Origin of the sequence: Streptomyces sp. NPDC050625, from assembly GCF_040654755.1 — a bacterium.
Taxonomy (GTDB): Bacteria; Actinomycetota; Actinomycetes; order Streptomycetales; family Streptomycetaceae; genus Streptomyces.
Genome location: NZ_JBFAIQ010000006.1, coordinates 471,913 through 491,742, shown reverse-complemented (window position 1 = coordinate 491,742; position 19,830 = coordinate 471,913). Strand labels below are relative to the sequence as shown.

The 19,830-nt window shown below is 72.2% G+C and carries 13 protein-coding genes; 3 read left to right on the top strand and 10 right to left on the bottom strand.

Annotated features, from left to right (window positions below; translation table 11 throughout):
• Positions 1–46 precede the first annotated feature (46 nt).
• Genes AB0I54_RS17935 through AB0I54_RS17915 form a run of 5 tightly spaced genes read right to left on the bottom strand, consistent with a single transcriptional unit; the run spans position 47 to position 7,954 of the window.
• A complete protein-coding gene (locus AB0I54_RS17935; RefSeq protein ID WP_363296927.1) occupies positions 47–652 on the bottom strand; it encodes an ATP/GTP-binding protein in 606 nt (201 codons plus the stop codon).
• Positions 633–4,250 carry a hydantoinase B/oxoprolinase family protein gene (locus AB0I54_RS17930; RefSeq protein WP_363296926.1) on the bottom strand — a complete coding sequence of 1,206 codons (3,618 nt, stop codon included), beginning with the start codon at positions 4,248–4,250 and terminating at the stop codon, positions 633–635. The genes AB0I54_RS17935 and AB0I54_RS17930 overlap by 20 nt, the downstream gene beginning before the upstream one ends.
• Positions 4,251–4,274: 24 nt before the next feature.
• Positions 4,275–4,670 (bottom strand): DUF742 domain-containing protein, encoded by a 396-nt coding sequence (locus AB0I54_RS17925; RefSeq protein ID WP_363296925.1) that lies wholly within the window; start codon positions 4,668–4,670, stop codon positions 4,275–4,277.
• 9 nt (positions 4,671–4,679) lie between these two features.
• Positions 4,680–5,114 (bottom strand): roadblock/LC7 domain-containing protein, encoded by a 435-nt coding sequence (locus AB0I54_RS17920; protein WP_263206435.1) that lies wholly within the window; start codon positions 5,112–5,114, stop codon positions 4,680–4,682.
• Positions 5,111–7,954, bottom strand: a complete 2,844-nt coding sequence (locus AB0I54_RS17915; protein WP_363296924.1) for a nitrate- and nitrite sensing domain-containing protein — start codon at positions 7,952–7,954, stop codon at positions 5,111–5,113. The genes AB0I54_RS17920 and AB0I54_RS17915 overlap by 4 nt, the downstream gene beginning before the upstream one ends.
• Positions 7,955–8,376: 422 nt before the next feature.
• On the opposite strand from AB0I54_RS17915, the gene AB0I54_RS17910 reads away from it, so the two are divergent.
• The gene (locus AB0I54_RS17910) at positions 8,377–8,910 is read left to right on the top strand and encodes a hypothetical protein (RefSeq protein ID WP_363296923.1); all 534 of its coding nucleotides are present in this window, start codon (positions 8,377–8,379) and stop codon (positions 8,908–8,910) included.
• Positions 8,911–8,978: 68 nt separating this feature from the next.
• Here AB0I54_RS17910 and AB0I54_RS17905 read toward each other — a convergent pair whose 3' ends face one another.
• From AB0I54_RS17905 to AB0I54_RS17885, 5 genes are all read right to left on the bottom strand, one after another.
• Positions 8,979–9,377 (bottom strand): hypothetical protein, encoded by a 399-nt coding sequence (locus AB0I54_RS17905; protein WP_363296922.1) that lies wholly within the window; start codon positions 9,375–9,377, stop codon positions 8,979–8,981.
• Positions 9,378–9,438: 61 nt separating this feature from the next.
• On the bottom strand, positions 9,439–14,142 hold the full coding sequence (locus tag AB0I54_RS17900; protein WP_363296921.1) for a hypothetical protein: 4,704 nt from the start codon (positions 14,140–14,142) through the stop codon (positions 9,439–9,441).
• Positions 14,143–14,226: 84 nt separating this feature from the next.
• A complete protein-coding gene (locus AB0I54_RS17895) occupies positions 14,227–15,105 on the bottom strand; it encodes a hypothetical protein (protein WP_363296920.1) in 879 nt (292 codons plus the stop codon).
• Between the two features lie 52 nt (positions 15,106–15,157).
• Complete coding sequence (locus AB0I54_RS17890; RefSeq protein ID WP_363296919.1) at positions 15,158–16,684, bottom strand: hypothetical protein; 1,527 nt, start codon at positions 16,682–16,684, stop codon at positions 15,158–15,160.
• A 104-nt stretch (positions 16,685–16,788) separates the two neighbouring features.
• On the bottom strand, positions 16,789–17,496 hold the full coding sequence (locus AB0I54_RS17885) for a GntR family transcriptional regulator (RefSeq protein ID WP_263206442.1): 708 nt from the start codon (positions 17,494–17,496) through the stop codon (positions 16,789–16,791).
• Positions 17,497–17,655: 159 nt separating this feature from the next.
• Here AB0I54_RS17885 and AB0I54_RS17880 point away from each other — a divergent pair, with 159 nt between their 5' ends.
• Both AB0I54_RS17880 and AB0I54_RS17875 read left to right on the top strand, forming a co-directional pair.
• Positions 17,656–18,975 carry an MFS transporter gene (locus AB0I54_RS17880; protein ID WP_363296918.1) on the top strand — a complete coding sequence of 440 codons (1,320 nt, stop codon included), beginning with the start codon at positions 17,656–17,658 and terminating at the stop codon, positions 18,973–18,975.
• Positions 18,976–18,980: 5 nt separating this feature from the next.
• Positions 18,981–19,802 (top strand): putative hydro-lyase, encoded by an 822-nt coding sequence (locus AB0I54_RS17875; RefSeq protein WP_363296958.1) that lies wholly within the window; start codon positions 18,981–18,983, stop codon positions 19,800–19,802.
• Positions 19,803–19,830: the final 28 nt, after the last annotated feature.

The window sequence follows — 19,830 nt, the reverse complement described above, 5'->3', positions numbered from 1 at the left end:
CACGGCCCGTACCCCGGTCGGCGGGGGTGCGGGCCGTGCCCGTGCGTCAGGTGGTGACCGTCTGGCGGCGGTCCGCCCCGTAAGCCATCGCGTGCTGGACGACTCCGATGAGCACCTCCTTGACCGACTCTCGGCCGCGGGCGTCGCACAGCACCAGGGGCACGTCGTCGTCGAGGTCGAGGGCCTGGCGGACGTCCTCGGCCGGATACCGGGGGGCTCCCTCGAAGCAGTTGACACCGACGAGGAAGGGTATGGAGCGCCGCTCGAAGTAGTCCACGGCCGCGAAACAGTCCTCCAGGCGCCGGGTGTCGGCGAGTACGACGGCACCCAGCGCGCCCTCGGACAGCTCGTCCCACATGAACCAGAACCGCTCCTGCCCGGGCGTGCCGAAGAGGTACAGCACCAGGTCCTCGCGCAGCGTGATGCGGCCGAAGTCCATGGCCACGGTCGTGGTGTGCTTGCCCTCGACACCGCTGGTGTCGTCGACCGGGCGCCCGGCCTCGGTGAGCCGTTCCTCGGTGCGCAGCGGCCTGATCTCGCTGACCGCGCCCACGAGGGTGGTCTTGCCCACGCCGAAGCCGCCGGCCACCAGGATCTTGAGCGTGACGGGCTCGACCGGGGGCTTGCCACGCTCAGAACGCCCGAAGATCATCGATCTCTTCTCCTGCTTGATGGGGGTCGGGTGACGGCCGGCCGTAGCCGCCGCCGCCCGGGGTTTCGATGACGAGTACGTCGTCCGGGCCGACGTCGGCCGAGTCGCTTCCGCCGAGTTCGGTCACCGTGCCGTCGGCCCGCTCCACCCGGTTGGCACCGAGCCCGCCGGGATCGCCGCCCGCCATGCCGTACGGCGGGACCCGGCGGTGCTGGGACAGCGTGGAGACGGTCATGGGCTCGTGGAACCGGATGCGGCGCACCGCGCCGTCCCCGCCAGCCCACCGTCCCGCGCCGCCGCTCCCCCGCCGGACCGCGAACTCGTCGAGTTGCACGGGCAGCCGCCACTCCAGGACTTCCGGGTCGGTGAGCCGCGAGTTGGTCATATGGGTCTGGACGACGCTGGCGCCGGCGAAGCCGTCTCCCGCGCCGGATCCGGAGGCGACGGTCTCGTAGTACTGGTGGCGTTCGTTGCCGAAGGTGACGTTGTTCATGGTCCCGGACCCCTCCGCCTGGACGCCGAGCGCCGCGTAGAGCGCGCCGGTGATGGCCTGCGAGGTCTCGACGTTGCCCGCGACGACGGCGGCGGGCGGCTCGGGCGCGAGCATCGAGCCGGGCGGCACGATGATCTCCAGGGGGCGCAGACAGCCGTCGTTGAGCGGGATGTCGTCGGCGACGAGTGTGCGGAAGACGTACAGGACCGCCGCGTTGACGACCGAGAAGGGCGCGTTGAAGTTGGTGCCGAGCTGCGCGGCCGTACCCGTGAAGTCGATCGTGGCGCGGCGGTTGTCGCGGTCCACGCGCACGCGTACCCGGATGACGGCGCCGGAGTCGGTCTCATAGGCGTACTCGCCGTCGTCCAGGGCGTCGATGACGCGGCGCACCGCTTCCTCCGCGTTGTCCTGGACGTGCCGCATATAGGCCTGGACGACGTCGAGGCCGAAGTCCTCGATCATGCGGGCGACCTCGTCGACCCCCTTGCGGTTGGCGGCGATCTGGGCGCGCAGGTCGGCGAGGTTGGTCTTCGGATTGCGGGAGGGGTACGGCGCCTCGGTCAGCAGGCGGAGGGTCTCGGCCTCGCGGAAGCGGCCGTTCTCGGCGAGCAGCCAGTTGTCGAAGAGGATGCCCTCCTCCTCGATGGTGCGGCTGTCGGCGGGCATGGAGCCGGGGGCGATGCCGCCGATCTCGGCGTGGTGGCCGCGGGAGGCGACGTAGAAGAGGATCCGGTCACCCTCCGTGTCGAACACCGGCGTGATGACGGTGACGTCGGGCAGGTGGGTGCCGCCGTGGTAGGGGTCGTTCACGGCGTAGGTGTCGCCCGGCCGCATCGAGTCGCCGCGGCGCCGGATGACCTCCTTGACGCTGGTGCCCATCGAGCCCAGGTGGACGGGGATGTGGGGCGCGTTGGCCACCAGGTTCCCGTCCGGGTCGAACAGGGCGCAGGAGAAGTCCAGGCGTTCCTTGATGTTGACGGACTGGGCCGTGGACTCCAGCCGGGCGCCCATCTGTTCGGCGATGGACATGAACAGGTTGTTGAAGACCTCGAGGAGAACGGGATCGGCTTTTGTGTCGAGATCGGAACTCTGCGTAATCGCCGCTCGTTCCATGACCAGATGCCCGTCGTCGGTGGTCACGGCCCGCCAGCCGTCGTCGACGACGGTCGTGGCGCCGGCCTCGGTGATGATCGCGGGGCCGGTGACGCTTTCGCCGGGGGGCAGGTCCTCGCGGCGCTGGAGGGGGACGTCGCGCCAGGCGCCGCCGGTGTGGAGCCGGACGGTCCCGGACGGGGCGGTGCGGCCTTCGTAGGTGGCGAGGGCGGACAGATCGGGGGGTTCGGTGATGCCGGTGGCTTCCACGGAGAGGGCTTCGACGACGATCGGGCGGTCGAGCGTGAAGGAGTACGTGGCGCGATGACGTTCTTCGAAGGCGTGGCTCATGGGGTCGGGCTCGGTCAGCTCGACGGTGAGGGTGGTGTCCGTGCCGTCGTAGCGGAGCTGGGCACGACGGGTGACCCTGATGCGGTCCTCGGGGATGTCCTCGGCGAGGAGTTCGGCGCGGGCCGCGGCCTCCAGGTCGTCGGCCGTCTTGCCAACGCCCGGCATGGCGGCCGCCTCCAGGGGGGCCTCGACGGACTGCTCGCGCATGGCCGTGGTGTCGGCGAGGCCGATGCCGAGCGCGGAGAGGACACCAGCCATGGGAGGCACGAGGACGGTGCGGATGCCGAGGGAGTCGGCGACCATGCACGCGTGCTGACCGCCCGCACCACCGAAGGTGGTGAGGGCGTAGCGGGTGACGTCGTGGCCCTTCTGGACGGAGATCCGCTTCACGGCGTTGGCGATGTTCGCGACGGCGATCTGCAGGTAGCCCTCGGCGACCTGCTCCGGGGTGCGGTCGTCCCCGGTCCGCTCGCGGATCTCGTTCGCGAGGGCGGTGAAGCGGTCGCGGACGAGCGCGTCGTCCAGCGGCTGGTCGCCGTCGGGGCCGAACACCTTGGGAAAGTGGCCGGGCTGGATGCGGCCGAGCATGACGTTGGCGTCGGTGACGGCGAGCGGGCCGCCGCCGCGGTAGCAGGCGGGGCCCGGGTCCGCGCCCGCCGAGTCCGGGCCCACGCGGTAGCGGGAGCCGTCGAAGTGCAGGACGGAGCCGCCTCCGGCGGCCACAGTGTGGATGTCCAGCATGGGGGCGCGCAGCCGGACGCCGGCGATCTGCGTGGTGAAGACGCGTTCGTACTCTCCCGCGAAGTGCGACACGTCGGTGGAGGTGCCGCCCATGTCGAAGCCGATGACGCGGTCGAATCCGGCGAGCTGCGACATGCGGGCCATGCCGACGATGCCACCGGCGGGCCCGGACAGGATGGCGTCCTTGCCGCGGAACTGTCCGGCTTCCGCGAGCCCGCCGTTGGACTGCATGAACATCAGCCGCACGCCCTGGAGTTCGTCGGCGACGTGCTGGACGTACCGGCGCAGCACGGGCGACAGGTAGGCGTCGACGACGGCGGTGTCCCCGCGCGGGACGAGTTTCATCAGCGGGCTGACCTCGCTGGACAGCGAGATCTGCGGGAAGCCCGTGCGGGCGGCGAGGTCGCCGATCGCCCGTTCGTGGCCGGGGTGCAGATGACTGTGCATGCAGACGATCGCGACGGCGTGGATTCCGTCGTCGTACGCCTGCCGCAGCGGGCCCGCCAGAGCGTCCAGGTCGGGTGCGCGCAGGACGGTGCCGTCGGCGGCGATCCGCTCGTCGACCTCGACGACCCGCTCGTAGAGCAGCTCCGGCAGTTCGATGCGGCGGGCGAAGATGCGGGGGCGGTTCTGGTAGGCGATGCGCAGGGCGTCGCGGAAGCCGCGGGTGATGACGAGGAGGGTGCGCTCGCCCTTGCGTTCCAGCAGCGCGTTGGTGGCGACCGTCGTACCCATGCGGACGGCCTCGACGGGCTCGTGGGAGCCGTCGAGCAGCGCGCGCACTCCGGCGACGGCCGCGTCGGCGTACCGGGCCGGATTGTCGGACAGCAGTTTGCTGGTGAGCAGCCGGCCGTCCGGGCGGCGCGCGACGATGTCGGTGAAGGTGCCGCCTCGGTCGACCCAGAACTGCCAGCCTGTCACGTCACTACTCCGCTTCCGCGCCCGCTACAGCGCCCGGAGGCCGTTGATCACGTCGCGCAGAATACTCTCGTCCGGCAGCTCGGCCGGCGGTACGGGACGCGTCACATGGACGAGTTCCCCGTGGACGAGGTCTCCGACGAGCACCCGCACCACTCCGACCGGCAGATCGAGTTCGGCGGAGAGCTCGGCGACGGACTGCGGGGCGTTGCGGCAGAGCTCGACGATGTCCACGTGTTCCGGGGACAGTGTCCGGTCCGCTTCCGGGTCGTCCGCATGGGGTTCGGTGACGACCACCGCGATCAGGTCGAGGCGGTGCTGGGCCGCACTGGTCGTGCGGCCGCGTGTCATGGCGTACGGGCGGACGACCGGTCCGGCCTCGTCGTCGAACCAGTGGCTTCTTCCCTGACCCTCTCCGCTCATGTCATCCCACTACCCACCGGCGGGCAGATCGGTGCGCGGAGCGGTGCCCAGATGCACACCGACCCGCTTGACCAGCAGTGTCATCTCGTAGGCGACCTGGCCGACGTCGGACTCCGCGTCCGAGAGGACGGCGAGGCAGCTGCCGTCGCCGGCGGCCGTCACGAACAGGAAGGCCTCGTCGAGCTCGACGACGGTCTGCCGCACGTTGCCCGCCTCGAAATGGCGGCCCACGCCCTTGGCGAGACTGTGGAATCCGGAGGCGACGGCGGCCAGGTGCTCGCTGTCCTCCCTCGTCAGGTCCTTGGACACGCCCGTGGCCAGGCCGTCGCCGGAGAGCACGACGGCCTTGCGGATGCTGGCGACCCGGTCGACGAGCTCGTCGAGGAGCCAGTTGAGCTCCATCCGGTGCGTCGCGCTGTGGTCGGTCGCCTTCGGTGCGGTCATCGACCGTCCCCCTTAGTGGTTCCTGGTGCTGTGCCGTTCCGGGCCCCGTCGCCCGCGGCGTTCTCCTTGCGGCCGCGCTGCCAGCCGCGCTGGAGCGAGGCCATGCGGCTGCGTACCTCGTCGGCGTCGCGCTCGGCAGGGTCGGTCTCCCGGCCGGTCCGCTGTTCGGGCTCGCGTCGCAGCTGCGGGGCCAGGTTGGCCTGCCGTACGCGCTTGGGCAGTGCTCCCGTGCCGGGTTCGGTGCCCTGGGGTGTGTTGCCCGTGGGGGCGGTGGTGTCGCCCGGGCCGCCTGGGGCGATCGCGGGAGGCCGGGTCCTGCGGGGCAGCGCGGGAGGCTCGGACGGTTCGCCGTGGCCGGCGGCCGGGGGTCCCACGCGGTCGGCCGGGGGTCCCACGCGGTCGGTGAGTGCGGCCGCGGGGCGCGGGGATGCCTCGCCGCGGCGGCGGGACGGCAGCGGTGCCAGGCCCTCCGGCTCGGAGCGGCGCGGACCCGTCGGGGCCTCCTCGGCCGCTTCTTCGCGGCGGGAGCGCTGGTCGGTGACGGGCTTGCCGTGCGAGCTCACCAGCTTGGGCGTCCGGCGCCGGGGCAGCGGCACGGGGCCGCTCGGGCTGTCGTCGGTCGCGAACCGGTCCGTGGCATCGGAGGGCCGGTGATGGCGCTCACCCAGACGGGCCGCGGCGTCGTCGTCCGTGCGGGCGATGGAGCGACGGGGCCGGAAGATCCCGCCGCGTTCGCTGTCCTCGTCACCGAGGGCGCCCGGGAAGTCGTCGAGGGCATCGAGGTCGACGGGCGCCTCCAGCTCCACCGGCCCGTCCAGGAGCGAGGACGGCACGCCGGGCAGCTGGACAGGTACCTGGGCCAGTGCGCCGACGCGGCTCTGCTCCAGTTCGGCCTCCTTCGAGGGCCGGTCCCGGTCGAGGCGGAAGCCGATGCCGTTGGTGTCCGGAACGTCGTCGGTGAGCAGCACGTCGGGGATGAAGACGACCGCCGTGGTGCCCCCGTAGGGGGACGGCTGCAGCGAGACGCGGACGTTCTGGCGCTGGGCGAGGCGGCTGACCACGAAGAGCCCGAGCCGGTCGGTGTCGGAGAGTTCGAACTCGGGCGTCTCGGCGAGCCGGAGGTTGGCGTCCAGCAGCGCTTCGGCGGCCATGCCGAGGCCCCGGTCGTGGATTTCGAGGGTGAAGCCGTTGGCGACCCGCTCGCCGAGCACCTGGACGGCGGTGTGCGGCGGGGAGAACACCGTCGCGTTCTCCAGGAGTTCGGCCACCAGGTGGGTGATGTCGGCGACGGCCGGGCCGGTGACGGCGATCCGCGGCAGCCGGCGGACCTCGATGCGCTCGTAGTCCTCGACCTCGGCGACGGCGGCGCGGACGACGTCCATCAGCTGTACGGGCTTGCGCCACTGCCGCGACGGGGCGGCGCCGGAGAGGATCACCAGACCCTCGGCGTGCCGGCGCATACGGGTGGTGAGGTGGTCGAGGCGGAAGAGGTCGGCGAGTTCGTCGGTGTCCTCGGTCCTGCGCTCCATCGTGTCGAGCAGGGTGAGCTGCTTGTGCAGCAGCACCTGGCTGCGACGGGCGAGGTTGACGAAGACCTCGGAGACGCCGGAGCGCAGTTCGGCCTGTTTGACGGCGGCCTCCACGGCGGCGCGCTGGAGGGTGTTGAGGGCCTGGCCGACCTCGCCGATCTCGTTCTTGTCGTACTCCAGGCGGGGAACCTCGGTCTCGATGTCGACCTGTTCGCCCGCGGAGAGCCGGCGCATCACGCTGGGCAGCCGGACACCGGACGCCTCGTGTGCGTCCAGGCGCAGCTGCCGCAGGTCCTTGACGAGACCGCGGCCGACGCGGACGGACAGGACGACGGAGAGCAGGAGAGCGATCAGGCCGAGGAGCCCGGCGACGAGCGCCTTGGCGATCACGCCCACGGCCACGGGACGGGTGCGGCTCTGGTAGCGGTCGCCGGCCTGGTCGTCGAGGTTGCGCAGTTCGTCGAGCACGTTGCCCGCGGTGCTGTCCCAGGTCTGGGCACTGACGCCGCGCGGTGTACCGGACTTGGCGGCGATGGACTCCTGCTCGGCCACACGCAGCGGGGCGGTGGTGGCGTTCTTCCAGAAGCGCTCGTAGCGGTCGCGCTCGGCGGCGGGAAGCAGCGGCAGGCTGATGTCGTACAGCAGGGTGCGCTGGGCGACGAGGTCGGAGATGCTGCGGGTCTCGTCGCGGGAAAGTTTTCCGACCACCAGGGCGGAGCCGAGCAACGCGTCCTCGCGGGAGAGGAGTTCACGGGCGCGGGTGATGTTGACGAGGGCGCGGGCCTCCTTGTCCATCTCGACGTCGTCGATGCCGTCGAGGTTCGCCAGGAGGGAGAAGCATGGGTCGACGATCCGGTTGTAGCGGTCGAGGGCCTGGGCGCGGGTGACCGTGCCCTCCTCGACGCCGCGCCTGAGGGAGTCGATGCTGTCGAGGCCGTCGAGGACGGCGGTGACGCGATCGCTGTCGTCGCCGTCCATGGCTCCACGGACGTCGGAGTCCTTGGCGTTCTTCCGGATCTTGGCGATGGCCTTGTCGGTGGCCGTCCGGGTGCGGCGCAGGGCCAGGAGGGCGTCGGAGGCCCGGGGGTCGGCGAGGTAGACCAGGGTCTGGCGGCGTTCCTGCTGCAGGACACGGGTGGTGTCCTCGGTGGGATAGCCGATGCGTTCCATGATGTCGGAGACGCGGAACAGCTGAGTGGCTTCCCGTCCCGTGAGTACCGTCGCGAAGCCCCAGATGGCGGTCAGGGACACCAGCGGCACGAGAAGCAGCGCCACGATCTTCCGGCGGATCGACTTCCCGCGAAAGCGCATGTCCTCCCCCAGCTCGCCCCCCTCCGGTGTGGGGGTACACATGTGCGTCAACAAACGGCGCGAGCCTACTACCGTCACGCTGCCAACTCGAAGACGCGTCCGGAAGCAGATCCTCCGCATCATCGACGGGACATGGCGAGTTGTCCGGGCATTGCGGGAGATTGCCACCCCGAATCCGTCCGCTGCGTCAGCAGCCAACCAGGCAGAATCGGCGGCCCGGTTGGCCGGAATTTTTCCCCAGTTGGGAATCTTCTCGGCATGTCGTGCGTCCATATCTACGGGAGATGGGTGCGGAATCGGCCACAGGAGCCGCATCACGCAACTCGGCGGCGTAAAACAGCGCAAGCCGGGCAGCCACTGAGGAGCCGGTGTTTTGGAACACCGGAGCGAGCGGTCTGCCGGCGGTGGGGAGTGACACGTTGATGGGCACGGCGGAGCGGCGCGAGGCGCCCGAGGACGGTGTGAAGGCGCGCTCGACGGCGCGGCGGGGGCCGAAGGCACCGGATCGCGACATTCCGTCGCAGCGGCGCGCCGCGGAGTTTGCCGAGGCACAGCCACAGCCGCTCTATCGGCCGTTGTGGATAGAGGAACCGGCGCGGCGGCGCCGGATGCCCGACCCGGTGCGGACGTCGGCCGTGCGCGCGGTGCTCATCATCGCCGTGACACTGATTCAGGCCATGGTGGCGTTCCTGTGCACGATGGCCGGGTCCTGGCTGGCGTTCCCGATGGTGATCAGCAGCGTGGCCAGCACCGTGGTCGCCACCTGGGGCGTGGTCGACATCTGGGTGACCCGCCAGGTGTGGAACCAGCGCAACGGCGTGGTGTCGGAGCCGAGCAGCACAGCACGCTCGCTGCGGCGTGAGCGGCGCACCGCCCGGCGGCAGGCACGGGCCGACGAGCGGGAGCGGGAGCGGATAAGGCGCCGGGGCGGCACCGGGCAGTTGTCGCACCCCTGAGGGAGCAGCCGAGGTCGACGCGAAGGGGGCGAGCCCGAGGACCCGCCCCCTTCGCCGTCCTCGGAGGATCAGGCCTTGGCGTACTCCCAGCCGCCACAGCTGTACGGCGTGCCGTTGGACGTGTCCTGCAGGCAGGCGCGGATCTGCAGGGTGGTGCCCTCCGCGAAGGACAGGTCCCAGTTCTTGGGGACGGCGTAGCCGTTGCCGTTGTAGTACGAGTGGGTGGGCGAGCTCGAGTTGTAGCGCCACTGGGCGGCAGTGCCGTGGCCGTCCTTCTTCATGTCGAGGGCGGTGAGGATCTCGCCGTCCTGGGCGAACTCGGTCTTCGCGCTCGGCGAGGTGAGGGAGTTGTACGCCTCGAAGACGCTGCCGGCGGCCTGTGCCGGGGCGGTACCCAGGACGAGCGCCGACGCGGAGGCCGCGGCCATACCGAGGAGGGTCGTCAGACGACGGTTGGACGTGCGCAAGGCGGCGTTCCTCTCTTCGGACAACTGGTCGAATCTGAACTTACCTGAAAGTAAAGGGAGTTCAACGCTCAGGGGTTGCAGATGCCGGGCGTTTGAACATGCGTGTCGCCGTGATCTCGCTGTGTACCGCCTCCTCCGCCTGGGGCGGCTGCGGCAGTCCCGGGCGGAGGTGTTCCTCCACGCTGATGTATTTGAGACCGGCGCGCAGGTCGGCGTCGTTGCGCAGTCGGATGACCAGCGGGAACTCGGCCAGTGCGGTCGTGTCGAACAGGCCTGTGGTGTAGAGGAGCTGGACACCGAGTGCGTCCGACACAGCTCGCTGGAGCTCCAGCAGATACGTGGCGTTGGCTCGTCCGATCGGGTTGTCCAGGAACAGCGTGCCGGCGTGACGGTGCTTGTCCCGGCCCCGGTCGTTGCTCCTGAGCGCGGCCATCGTGCAGTACAGGGCGATGGCGGCGGTGAGCAGCTGGCCTCCGGAGAACACGTCGCCCATCTGGCCGACGGGGACGCGCTCGGCGCGCAGCACGGCGTCGGGCTTGAGGATCTCGACCGCGATCCCCTTGGGCTGGAGTGCCGCGGCGACACCGCGCAGCAGCAGGGACATGCCGTCGCGCCGCAGGTCGGAGTTCTTCTTCACCGCCGCGCGCGTCGCCTCGTCGATGACCTCGCCCAGCCGCTCGGTGAGCGTCGCCTGGTCGGGCTCCTCGAAGCGGATGCGCAGGAACTCCTGACCGGACCACTCGCCCAGCCCCTCGGGCAGCCGGGACAGCCGCTGCGCGGACCGCAGGGTGGCGAGGGCCGACTCCACGAGCCCCCGCAGCCGGTCCACGATCGAGTCCCTGTTGCGCTCCAGCTGCGCCAGCTCGTCCGTGAGGACGCGGAGCCGGGGTGCGAAGGCGTCCGCCCACTTCTGGGCGTGCTCGGGCAGCGCGGAGGCCGGCAGCTCGCGGATCTGCTGACGGGCGGGGGTGCGGACCTGCTCGTAGCGGGTGGAGTTGGCGTGCCGGACCAGGACGTCGCTCGCCTCGCGCACGGAGGACTCGGCGGCGGACAGGTCGGCGGCGCAGCCGCGCAGCGAGCGGCGGGCCTCGGCGGCCGACCGGCGGGCCTCCTCCAGGCTGCCGGGGTACGGCTCCGGTTCTTCCTGCTCCTCCTCCACGGTGTGCTCGCGCAGCAGGTCGCGGAGCATCGCGGCGATCTCGTCGAAGCCGCCTGCCGCGTCCTCGGCGGCCCGGTGGGCCTCCAGCAGTTCGGCGTGCGCCTCGCGTGCCTGGGTCAACGCCTCGGTGCGGGAGGTGAGTTCGGCGGTGGCGGTGCGCAGCAACGCCTGTGCGTGCTCGGCGTCGCGCGGGAGCAGTTCCTCGGGCAGTTCGGTGTGTGCCTCGCCGTCCTCCGGGGCATGCCGCTCGGACTCGCCGCGCAGCCGTCCGAGCTGCTCGCTCGCGGTCGACATACGGGTCTCCAGGAGCTGCACCAGCTCCTCCGCGCGCGCGGCGGCGGCCTGCCGGGAGGGGCCGTCGGATCCGTCGGGCGACTGAAGCAGCTGCTCGGCGCGGGTCCGCACCTTGTTGCTGAGCCGGTCCAGCTCGGCGTGGGCCGCACTCTCGTCGCTCTCGGCGCGGGCCTGTTCGGCGCGCAGGTCGGCACCGACGCCGACCTTCTCGTACACCTGGGAGGCGGCCCGGTAGGCCTCACGGAGCGCGGGCAGGGGGGCCTTGGGCCCGTCCGAGTCGTCCTGGGGAACGTCGTCGGGGGCGCCGGCGATCTCGGAGCGCTCGGCGCGCAGCGCACGGGCGGTGCGCCGGGCGTCGTCGGCGGCGCGCTGAGCGGCACGTCGGTCCTCGTCGGCGGCGCGGGCCCGCTCCAGGCAGATCTGGGCGCGGGCCTCGGACTCGGTGGCCTCGTCGGCGAGTTCGCGCAGTCGGACCTGCCAGCCGGAGCGCTCGCGGAGCCGGAAGGCGAGTCCGGCGAGGGCGTCGGCGGCCCGCCGTGCCTTCTGGGCGGCCTCCTGCCGCTCGTCGCGCGCGTGCGCCGCCTCGGCGGCGGCCTCGTCGGCCTCGGCCCGTACGGTCCGCGCCTCGGCCAGTTCGGCCTCGGACTCCTCGGCGAACGCGCGCGAGATGCGCGCGGCCTCCGCCAGCTCCACGAGCCGCCCGGCCGGACAGCCCGTACGCCAGGAGGCCAGACGGGCCGCCAGCTCCCGGTCCTTGCCGAGCCGGGCGGCCAGCGTCCGGATCTCCTCGTCCCGCTCGGTCGCCCGCGCGCGCAGCGCCTGCCGCTCCTCGTCGGCGGCGTGCTCGTCGTGCATGGCCGGGTTCGGCGGCACCAGGAACACGTCGCCGGCGGACGAGTCGGCGGCCGGGGTGGGAGCCAACAGGGCGGCCGCCGTGCCCACGGCCACGGCGGAGCGCGGCAGCAAAGCCGCCTCGCCGAGCGCCTCGCGGGCACGCGCGTGCGTGTCCGGGTCGGTGATGATCACGCCGTCGACCAGCTCCGGACGGGCGGCGAGCACGCGCGCGTGGTCGGCCGGGTCGACGGCCTGGGCGAGATAGCGCCAGCCGGGCAGCGCGGGGATGCCGTGCTCGCCCAGGAACTCGACGGTGGCCAGCACGTCCGGGCCGGGAGGCAGCAGTCCGCCGTCACCGAGCGCGCCGAGGATCCGGGCGTCGTCCGCCGCGGCGGTGCGCAGGTCGAAGAGCTGGCGTTCGGCGGAGGAGACGGTGTCGTCGAGGAGTTCGCGCAGTTCATCCGCGAAGCGGTCCAGGTCCTCCGGGGCCATGGGGCCTTCGGCGAGGTCGTGGGTGGCACGCGAGCCGTCGGCCTCGGGGGACGAGCCGGTCGCCGCGCCCCCGCCCCGCGCCGTGCCGCCATCGGCTCCGGTCCGCGGGCCGGGCACCCCGGCGCGCGCGGCGCCGAAGGCTCCCGGCAGGCTCAGTAGCTCGCCCAGCCGTTCCTCCTCCGCCAGTGCCTCGGCGAGGCGGCGCTCCGCCTCGTACGTCCGCTCCGCCGCCGTCGCCGCGTCCGCGGCCCGGGCCGCCGTCAGCTCCGCGCGGGCCTCCGCGGAAGCCGCTTCGCGCGCGTGCTCCGTCGCCTTCCGGGCGGCCTCGCGGACCGTGTCCCAGGCGGCGACGGCCGTCTTCTCGGCGTCGCTGGCCGCGAGGGCGGCGCGGGCCGGGTCGGCGTCGGGCGCGCTGTCGTCGAGCCAGCCCGCCCGCACCGCCTCGGCGGTCTCCTGCTCGACCTCGGTCAGGCGCTGGCGCAGATGTCCGGCCTCGCTGCGGGCGCGCTGTGCCTCCGTGGCGGCGGCGGTCGAGTCGCGGTACGCGGACTCGCCGACCTCCTGGAGGGCGGCGGAGCGCTCCTCCCCCTCGTTGGCGAGGGTCTCGGCGCTCTCGGCGGCCGCGTGCAGGGCTCGTACGAGATCCACGGCGGCCTTGGCCCGGGCGGCGAGCGCGGGCGCCGCGTCCCGCTCGGCCTCCTGGATGGCCGCGGCCACGCGGGCGACCCGGTCGGCGGCGGCACGGTGGCGCAGCACGGCCTCGGCGGCCTGCCAGGCGGAGTGCAGCGTGCGCGCGTCGGCCAGCTCGCGCTTCTGCGCGGCGGCGGCCTTCTCTCCGGAGGCCAGCGCCAACGAGGCGTGCCGGTAGGCGAGTTCGGCGGCGATCAGCGCGCTGCGCTCCCGCGCGCCTTCGGAGTGCGTGACGGCGTACGCGGCGGCCGTGACCCGCTGGGCGAGGTCGGCGGCGCGCACCCGCTCCCGTACGCCCCGCGCGGACAGCCGGCGCGCGAGCGTGCGCGTACGGCGCTCGGCTCCCGCGTGGATGTCACGCGCGTGAGAGCGGGCCTGTGCGGCCTCGACGATCCGGCCGAGGAGATCGACCGACCCGGCGGTGAAGTCCCGCTCGGCGATCAGCTCGGCCCGTCGGCCCAGTTTGTTGCCGAAGCCGCCGACCAGGTCGGCGAGCCCGTCGGTGTCACGGGTGTCGGTGACCGCGCGCAGCAGCAGGTCGGTGAAGTCGGAGTCCTTCTTCACCGCGAAGAGACCGGCCGCCTCGCCCTCGTCGGCGTTCATCTCCCGCTGGTAGCGGAAGAGTTCGGGGTCGAGGCCGAGGTCGCCGAGGTGCTCGATCCAGCGGTCGTGGATCTCCTCCCAGTGCACCTCCAGGTGCGGGTACGCCTTACCGGCCTCAGTGATGGCGTCGCGGAAGCCCTTCATCGTGCGGCGGCGGCCCTGCGCGCCGGAGGCGCCCTCAACGGGCGGACGTACGGCCGTGGACTCGGCGACGGGGAGGTTGTCGAGGCTCAGTCCGGGACCGGGACGGAAGGAGTACCAGGCCTCGGCGAACTTCCGGGGGTCGTTGGAGACCTGCCGCCCGCGCCATTCGCTGACCTTGCCGACGACCACGCACTCGCCGGTGAGGGTGTGCTGCCACTCCAGTGCCACGTGTCCGCAGTCGTCGGCGAGCAGGAACTTGCGCAGCACGCCGGAGCTGGCGCCGCCGAGGGTGTTGCGGTGACCGGGCAGCATCACCGAGAAGATCAGCTTGAGCAGGACCGACTTGCCGCCGCCGTTCTCCAGGAAGAGCACGCCGGCCGGAGCGGGCCGGCGCGGTGGGCCGACGGACTCCTCCTCGAAGAACTCCGCCTGCATCGGGGCAGGGTCGGGCACCGGCTCGCCCACGCCCCGCAGGTCAAGCACGGTGTCGGCGTAGCGTGCACCGGCGGGCCCGATGGAGTAGAGGCGGACCCGGGACAGCTCGTACATGGCGGACTCTCGTCGTCATTCTTCGGAAGGAACGGTGGGTTCGGACGGTTCGGAGGCTTCGGCGGCTTCGGTGCCGCGCGAGCCTCAGGAGTGGAACGGCAGCCCGGCCTCGGCGACGAGCTCCAGATCCTCGGTGTTCTCGGCGGGCAGCAGGCTCGCGGTGCCGTCGGTGACCGGGACGACGCCCAGGTCGAGGAGTTCGGCCAGCGCGGCGCTGCCTGCCATGTCGCGCACCTGGAGCTGGTAGCGGGCCGTCGTGCGGTAGGTGCCGCCGTTGTCGTCGCCCGTGCGCTGCAGGAACCCCGAGTCGGTGAGGAACGCAGCCGCCTTGCCGACGATGCCGGTCGTCGAACCGGCCAGCCGGCGCGCGTCCTTGGTGGCGCCGGCCGCGCTGCGTCTGGCCCAGATCCGCCAGGCGGTCTCCAGACCGGGCGCGTCGGTGGCCGGGTCGGTGTTCTCGCCCCGTTCGTCGGCCCGTTCCTCCAGGCGCCGGCAGGCCTGCCGGACGAAGGCGTCGACGCCGTTGACGGTGATCCGGCCGATGTACCCGTCGTCGGCGAGGTCCTCGGGGCGCGGGAACGCCAGGGCGGCGACGGCGAGATGGGCGAGTCCGTGCAGGAACCGGTCCCCGGCGTCGGTGGACGCGCGACGCGCGTAGTCACCCATGCGCACGGCGAACACCGAGTCCTCGGCGGCCGTCACGGCCATCCCCGCGCGCGGGGACACTTCCAGCACGATGAGTCCGAGCCCGGCGGCGACGGCGTCCGCGAGCCGCGCGAAGGGCGGGTCCTCGCGGTACCGGCGCAGCAGTTCGGTGTACTCCTGGTCGCGCGCGGGCTGCAGCTTGGGCTGGAGTCCGAAGGCGACGAGCCGCGCCGCGTCGGCGGCGTCGGCGGGCGTGACGGCGGCGCCGGCCGGTGCGGCGGCAGGCTCGGGCTCGCTCCAGTCGACGTGCTCGGTCACGGCTCCAGCTCCTTGTTGCTCTCACACTCGTACGTACGTCGGGCGGCTCCGTTCACGCCGCCTCCGTCCGGTCCGCCGCCATCCCCGCGGCGTCCAGCAGGGCGGTGCCGACGATGAGGTCGGCGCCGCCGAACTCGGGATCGTCCAGCTCGGTGCCGTCGTCCACGGCGAACAGCAGCTTCTCCTCGCCCTGCCGGTATGCCGTGCCGACCGCCGGGCTGGCCGCGTGCACCGCGAGCAGCGCCACCAGGTACGGGAGGTCGGGGTCCTGCCGGCGCGCCTCGGCGAGCAGTCCGGACAGTCTTCTCGGCGCGTCCGCGGGCAGATCCAGCAATTCCTTCGCGGCCGCCAGCTGATCGTCGCTGAACCGGCTGTCGTCCGGCGTGGCGATGAGGTCGGGCTCGGGCATCTCCACGCCCAGGTGCTCCCGTTCCACCGGCGGTGTAAGGAGCAGGTCGACGAGGTCCGCGACCCGTACCGAAGCGGGCGTGCGCAGCCCGGTTCCGCGCGCGAAGAAGGCGTCCGTGACCCGGATCGCCTGCTCCAGGGGCAGGGGCAGCACCGGCGCGACGAGGTGGCCGTAGAGGTCTATCCCCGAGGTCGTCATGGGCGTGGCGAAGGCCTGCCGGTCCTGCTCGGCGCGGAACAGGGGGCCCGCCTCCAGCAGCCGGGACTGCAGCTGTGTGTGCCGTCGGATGCAGTCCTTGACGATGTCGACCAGTTCGGCGGCGCGGCGCTTGTGCTCGGGGTCCTCGGTCTCGTCGCGGGCCTTGCGGATGTTGGTGAGGATGGCGTTCTCGTGGCGATAGCGGTCGGCGACGTGGTCCAGGGCCTCGGCGATCATGTCCGGAACGGCGTTGAGCCAGTCCACGGCCCGGACGTTGCGCCGGGTCGCCTCCAGGGCCCGACGCAGGGTCTCCGAGTACTGCACGGTCCGGTACCTGGCCTGCTCCGCGGCGAGCTGGGCGTCGGCGAGACGGCCGCGGTTGATCAGGACCTCCAGCTTGACCTCGGCGGCGATCTGGGCGCTGGTGACGTCGGTGTCGAGCGCGCCGACCAGGACGTTGACCGCCTCGTCCGTCGTCCGCAGATAGACGGTGCCGCCGGGGCCGGGGACCTCCTCGATCAGCTTGAAGTCGTAGTCACGGCGGACATAGGTCCCGTCCGGCGCGAACGTGCCGTACACGGCCCGGAAGCCGCGGTCGACGCTGCCGACGTTGATCAGGTTCTCCAGGACCCAGCGGGCCACTCGCTCGTGCTCGGCGACGGGCCGCCGCGGGGCCTGGGCGGCGATGCGCGGGATGAGCCTGGCCACTATCTGCTCGTGGTCGGCGCCGGTGTCGAAGTCCATGTTGAGCGTGACGAGGTCGATGGCGGCGAGGGCCACCTCCGCCATGCCGTACACCGAGTACTCGCCCGCCAGGTTCGCCTTGCGCGCGTCGAGGTCGTGCAGCGGCGCCGTGCAGGCGAGCGCGCGCAGCCGCCGCGCCAGTCCCTCGTCGGCGGCCGGGCCCGGAGCCGGGCGCGGCCCCGCGCTGAACTGGGGCGGAACGCTGTCCGTCGATGCAGGCGAAGTCACGGTGCACAGACTAGGTCCTCGGTCTGACAACGACCCAAACGGCGCAGAAGCGACCGCCGTCACAGCAGCACGAGACGACCTCGGCGCTCACCCCGGCCGGGCCGTCAGCCGTCGCCCCGCACGTCCTCCCCGACCCGCCTCCTGTACACCTCGACGACCCGTTCGAGCGAGTCCGCGAGATAGGTCTCCAGGAGCTTCTCCGCCTCGCGCCGGTCCCCCGCCTGGAGCGCCTGGAGGATCAGGCGGTTGCGGGCGAGGTAGGGCTCGTGCAGCCGGCGCGGGTCGTCCACGACGTGGAAGGCCAGCCGCAGCTCGGCGAAGACGCTGCGCATCAGTTCGTCGGTGCGTTCGCTGCCGGCCAGGGCGACCAGTTCCCGGTGGAAGTGGATGTTGGCCGTACCCAGTCCTTTCCAGTCATTCTCGACGGCGGCCACCTGTCCCTCCGTCACCGCCGAGGCCGGCCCGTCCAGGACGTACGGCGGCTCGCCCAGCCCGCGTACGACGGCGCACTCGACGAGGGCGCGGGTGCGGTAGATGTCCTCGACGTCCTCGACGGTCAGGACCCGGACGAAGACGCCCCGGTTGAGTTCGTGGACGAGCAGGCGCTCGTGGGTGAGCAGCCGGAACGCCTCGCGCAGGGTGTTGCGGGAGACGCCGAGCGCCCCTCCGATGCTGTCCTCCGACAGCCGGGTCCCCGGCGGGAAATAGCCATCCGCGATGCGGCTTCTGAGGATGTCCGAGACCCGCTCGGCGGTGCTGGTACGGCCCAGGAGGGCGCGGTCGTCGGCCAGTCCCGTCAGCTGCTCTGCCATGCCCGGAATTCAACCGCAGACACAAGGACGAAACAACATGGGTATTGAAGGATCGTTGAACGATCCTCTACGGTGCTCCGCACGGCACGGCTTCTCCACCGCTCGACTCACGGCACGGCTCAGTTCCCGCACCCTCCGTCCCTCATCTGCGAGGTGCTCATGAGCTCGACCCCTCCACCCCAGGCCCTGTCCTCCGGCACCCGGCACGACAGGGGTGAACACGGCCCCGACGACGGCGCGTTGGGCTGGCTGCGCGCCCTCGGCCCCGGTGGCCGCCGCGCCTTCGCGGGCGCTTTCGGCGGATATGCCCTGGATTCCTATGACTACTTCACCCTGCCGCTGAGCATGGTCGCGCTGGCGGCGTACTTCGGTCTGGACAGCGGCCAGACCGGTCTGTTCACCACCGTCACCCTGGTGGTCTCCGCGATCGGCGGGGCCGTGGCGGGCGTGTTCGCGGACCGGGTCGGCCGGGTCAGGGCGCTGATGATCACCGTGATCACCTACGCGGTGTTCACCGTGGCGTGCGGCTTCGCGCCCGACTACGAGACCCTGCTGGTGTTCCGCGCCCTCCAGGGGCTCGGTTTCGGCGGCGAGTGGGCGGTCGGCGCGATCCTGGTCGCCGAGTACGCGAGCGCGAAGCACCGGGGTCGTACGCTCGGCGCGATCCAGAGTTCATGGGCCGTGGGCTGGGGACTGGCCGCCGTCGTCTACACCCTGGTCTTCTCCTTCGCCGGCGACGACCTGGCCTGGCGCATCATGTTCTGGACCGGCGCGCTGCCCGCGCTGCTGGTGGTTTGGCTGCGCCGCCGGGTGCACGACGCCCCGGAGGCGACGGCCGCCCGCGAACAGAGCGCACAGCGGGGCTCGTTCACCGCGATCTTCCGGCCGGGCACGGCGGAGTCCCCGGGTCTGCTGCGCACGACGGTCTTCGCGGGCCTGCTCTCGACCGGCGTCCAGGGCGGCTACTACACCCTGGCGACCTGGGTGCCGACGTATCTCAAGACGGAGCGCGGCCTGTCCGTCGTCGGCACCGGCGGCTATCTGACCTTCCTGATCTCGGGCGCCTTCCTCGGCTATCTGACCGGCGGCTACCTCACCGACCGACTGGGCCGCCGCCGCAACATCTGGCTCTTCGCGCTGCTCTCGGCCCTGTGCATCCTGGCGTACGCGAACATCCCCCAGGGCGCCAACACCCTGCTGCTCGTGCTGGGCTTCCCGCTCGGGTTCTGCATGTCGGCGATCTTCAGCGGCTTCGGGTCCTTCCTGAGCGAGCTGTACCCGACGGCGGTCCGCGGCACCGGGCAGGGCTTCACCTACAACACCGGCCGCGCGGTGGGTGCCGTCTTCCCGACCCTGGTGGGCTTCCTGGCCGACAGCTGGGGCGTGGGCGGCGCGCTGGTCTTCGGTGCGATCGGATACGGCATCGCGGCCCTGGCGCTCCTCGGGCTGCCGGAGACGCGCGGGAAGGAACTGGCGTGACCGCGGTGGACCGTACGCAGGACCGTCCCCTGACCCTTGTCGACGAGCACGCGCACGCGTGGAGCGCGAAAACCGCGCGGGCCCGCTTCCGGGCGGGCCTGGCGGGACCCACGGCCGGGATCGCGGCGGGCCACACCCAGGCCAACCTCATCTCGGTGCCCGCCGACTGGGCCTACGACATGCTGCTGTTCTGCCAGCGCAACCCCAAGCCCTGTCCGCTCCTGGATGTCACGGACGCCGGTTCCTGGACCACGGTCCTGGCCGAGGGGGCGGACCTGCGCACCGATCTGCCCCGCTACCGGGTGTGGCGGGACGGGGAGCTGGTGGACGAACCGACGGACGTGCTGGCCCACTGGCGCGACGACCTGGTGTCGTTCCTGATCGGCTGCAGCTTCACCTTCGAGTGGGCACTCGCCGGGTCGGGCGTCCCGATCCGCCATGTCGAGCAGGGCCGCAACGTCCCGATGTATGTGACCGGCCGGCAGTGCCGTCCCGCGGGGCGGCTGAGCGGGCCCATGGTGGTGTCCATGCGTCCGGTGCCACCGGAGCACCTGGCCACCGCGATCCGGGAGAGCAGCCTGTTCCCGGCGGTGCACGGCAGCCCCGTGCACTGCGGCGACCCTTCGGCGCTCGGCATCGACGACCTCGGCAGCCCCGACTTCGGCGACCCCGTGGCTGCCGGACCGGACGACATCCCGGTGTTCTGGGCCTGCGGGGTGACGCCCCAGGCGGCGGTGATGGCCTCGCGTACGCCGTTCGCCCTCACCCACGCGCCCGGCCAGATGTTCCTCACGGACGCCCGCGACGAGCAGTACCGCGTCGCCTGACAGCACGACACGAAGACCGGAGGCACAC

Bases quoted from the DNA above. Each gene is read 5' to 3' on its own strand.
- AB0I54_RS17935 (WP_363296927.1), bottom strand. From the start codon at position 652: ATGATCTTCGGGCGTTCTGAGCGTGGCAAGCCCCCGGTCGAGCCCGTC.
- AB0I54_RS17925 (WP_363296925.1), bottom strand. From the start codon at position 4,670: ATGAGCGGAGAGGGTCAGGGAAGAAGCCACTGGTTCGACGACGAGGCC.
- AB0I54_RS17920 (WP_263206435.1), bottom strand. From the start codon at position 5,114: ATGACCGCACCGAAGGCGACCGACCACAGCGCGACGCACCGGATGGAG.
- AB0I54_RS17915 (WP_363296924.1), bottom strand. From the start codon at position 7,954: ATGCGCTTTCGCGGGAAGTCGATCCGCCGGAAGATCGTGGCGCTGCTT.
- AB0I54_RS17910 (WP_363296923.1), top strand. From the start codon at position 8,377: ATGGGCACGGCGGAGCGGCGCGAGGCGCCCGAGGACGGTGTGAAGGCG.
- AB0I54_RS17900 (WP_363296921.1), bottom strand. From the start codon at position 14,142: ATGTACGAGCTGTCCCGGGTCCGCCTCTACTCCATCGGGCCCGCCGGT.
- AB0I54_RS17885 (WP_263206442.1), bottom strand. From the start codon at position 17,496: ATGGCAGAGCAGCTGACGGGACTGGCCGACGACCGCGCCCTCCTGGGC.
- AB0I54_RS17880 (WP_363296918.1), top strand. From the start codon at position 17,656: ATGAGCTCGACCCCTCCACCCCAGGCCCTGTCCTCCGGCACCCGGCAC.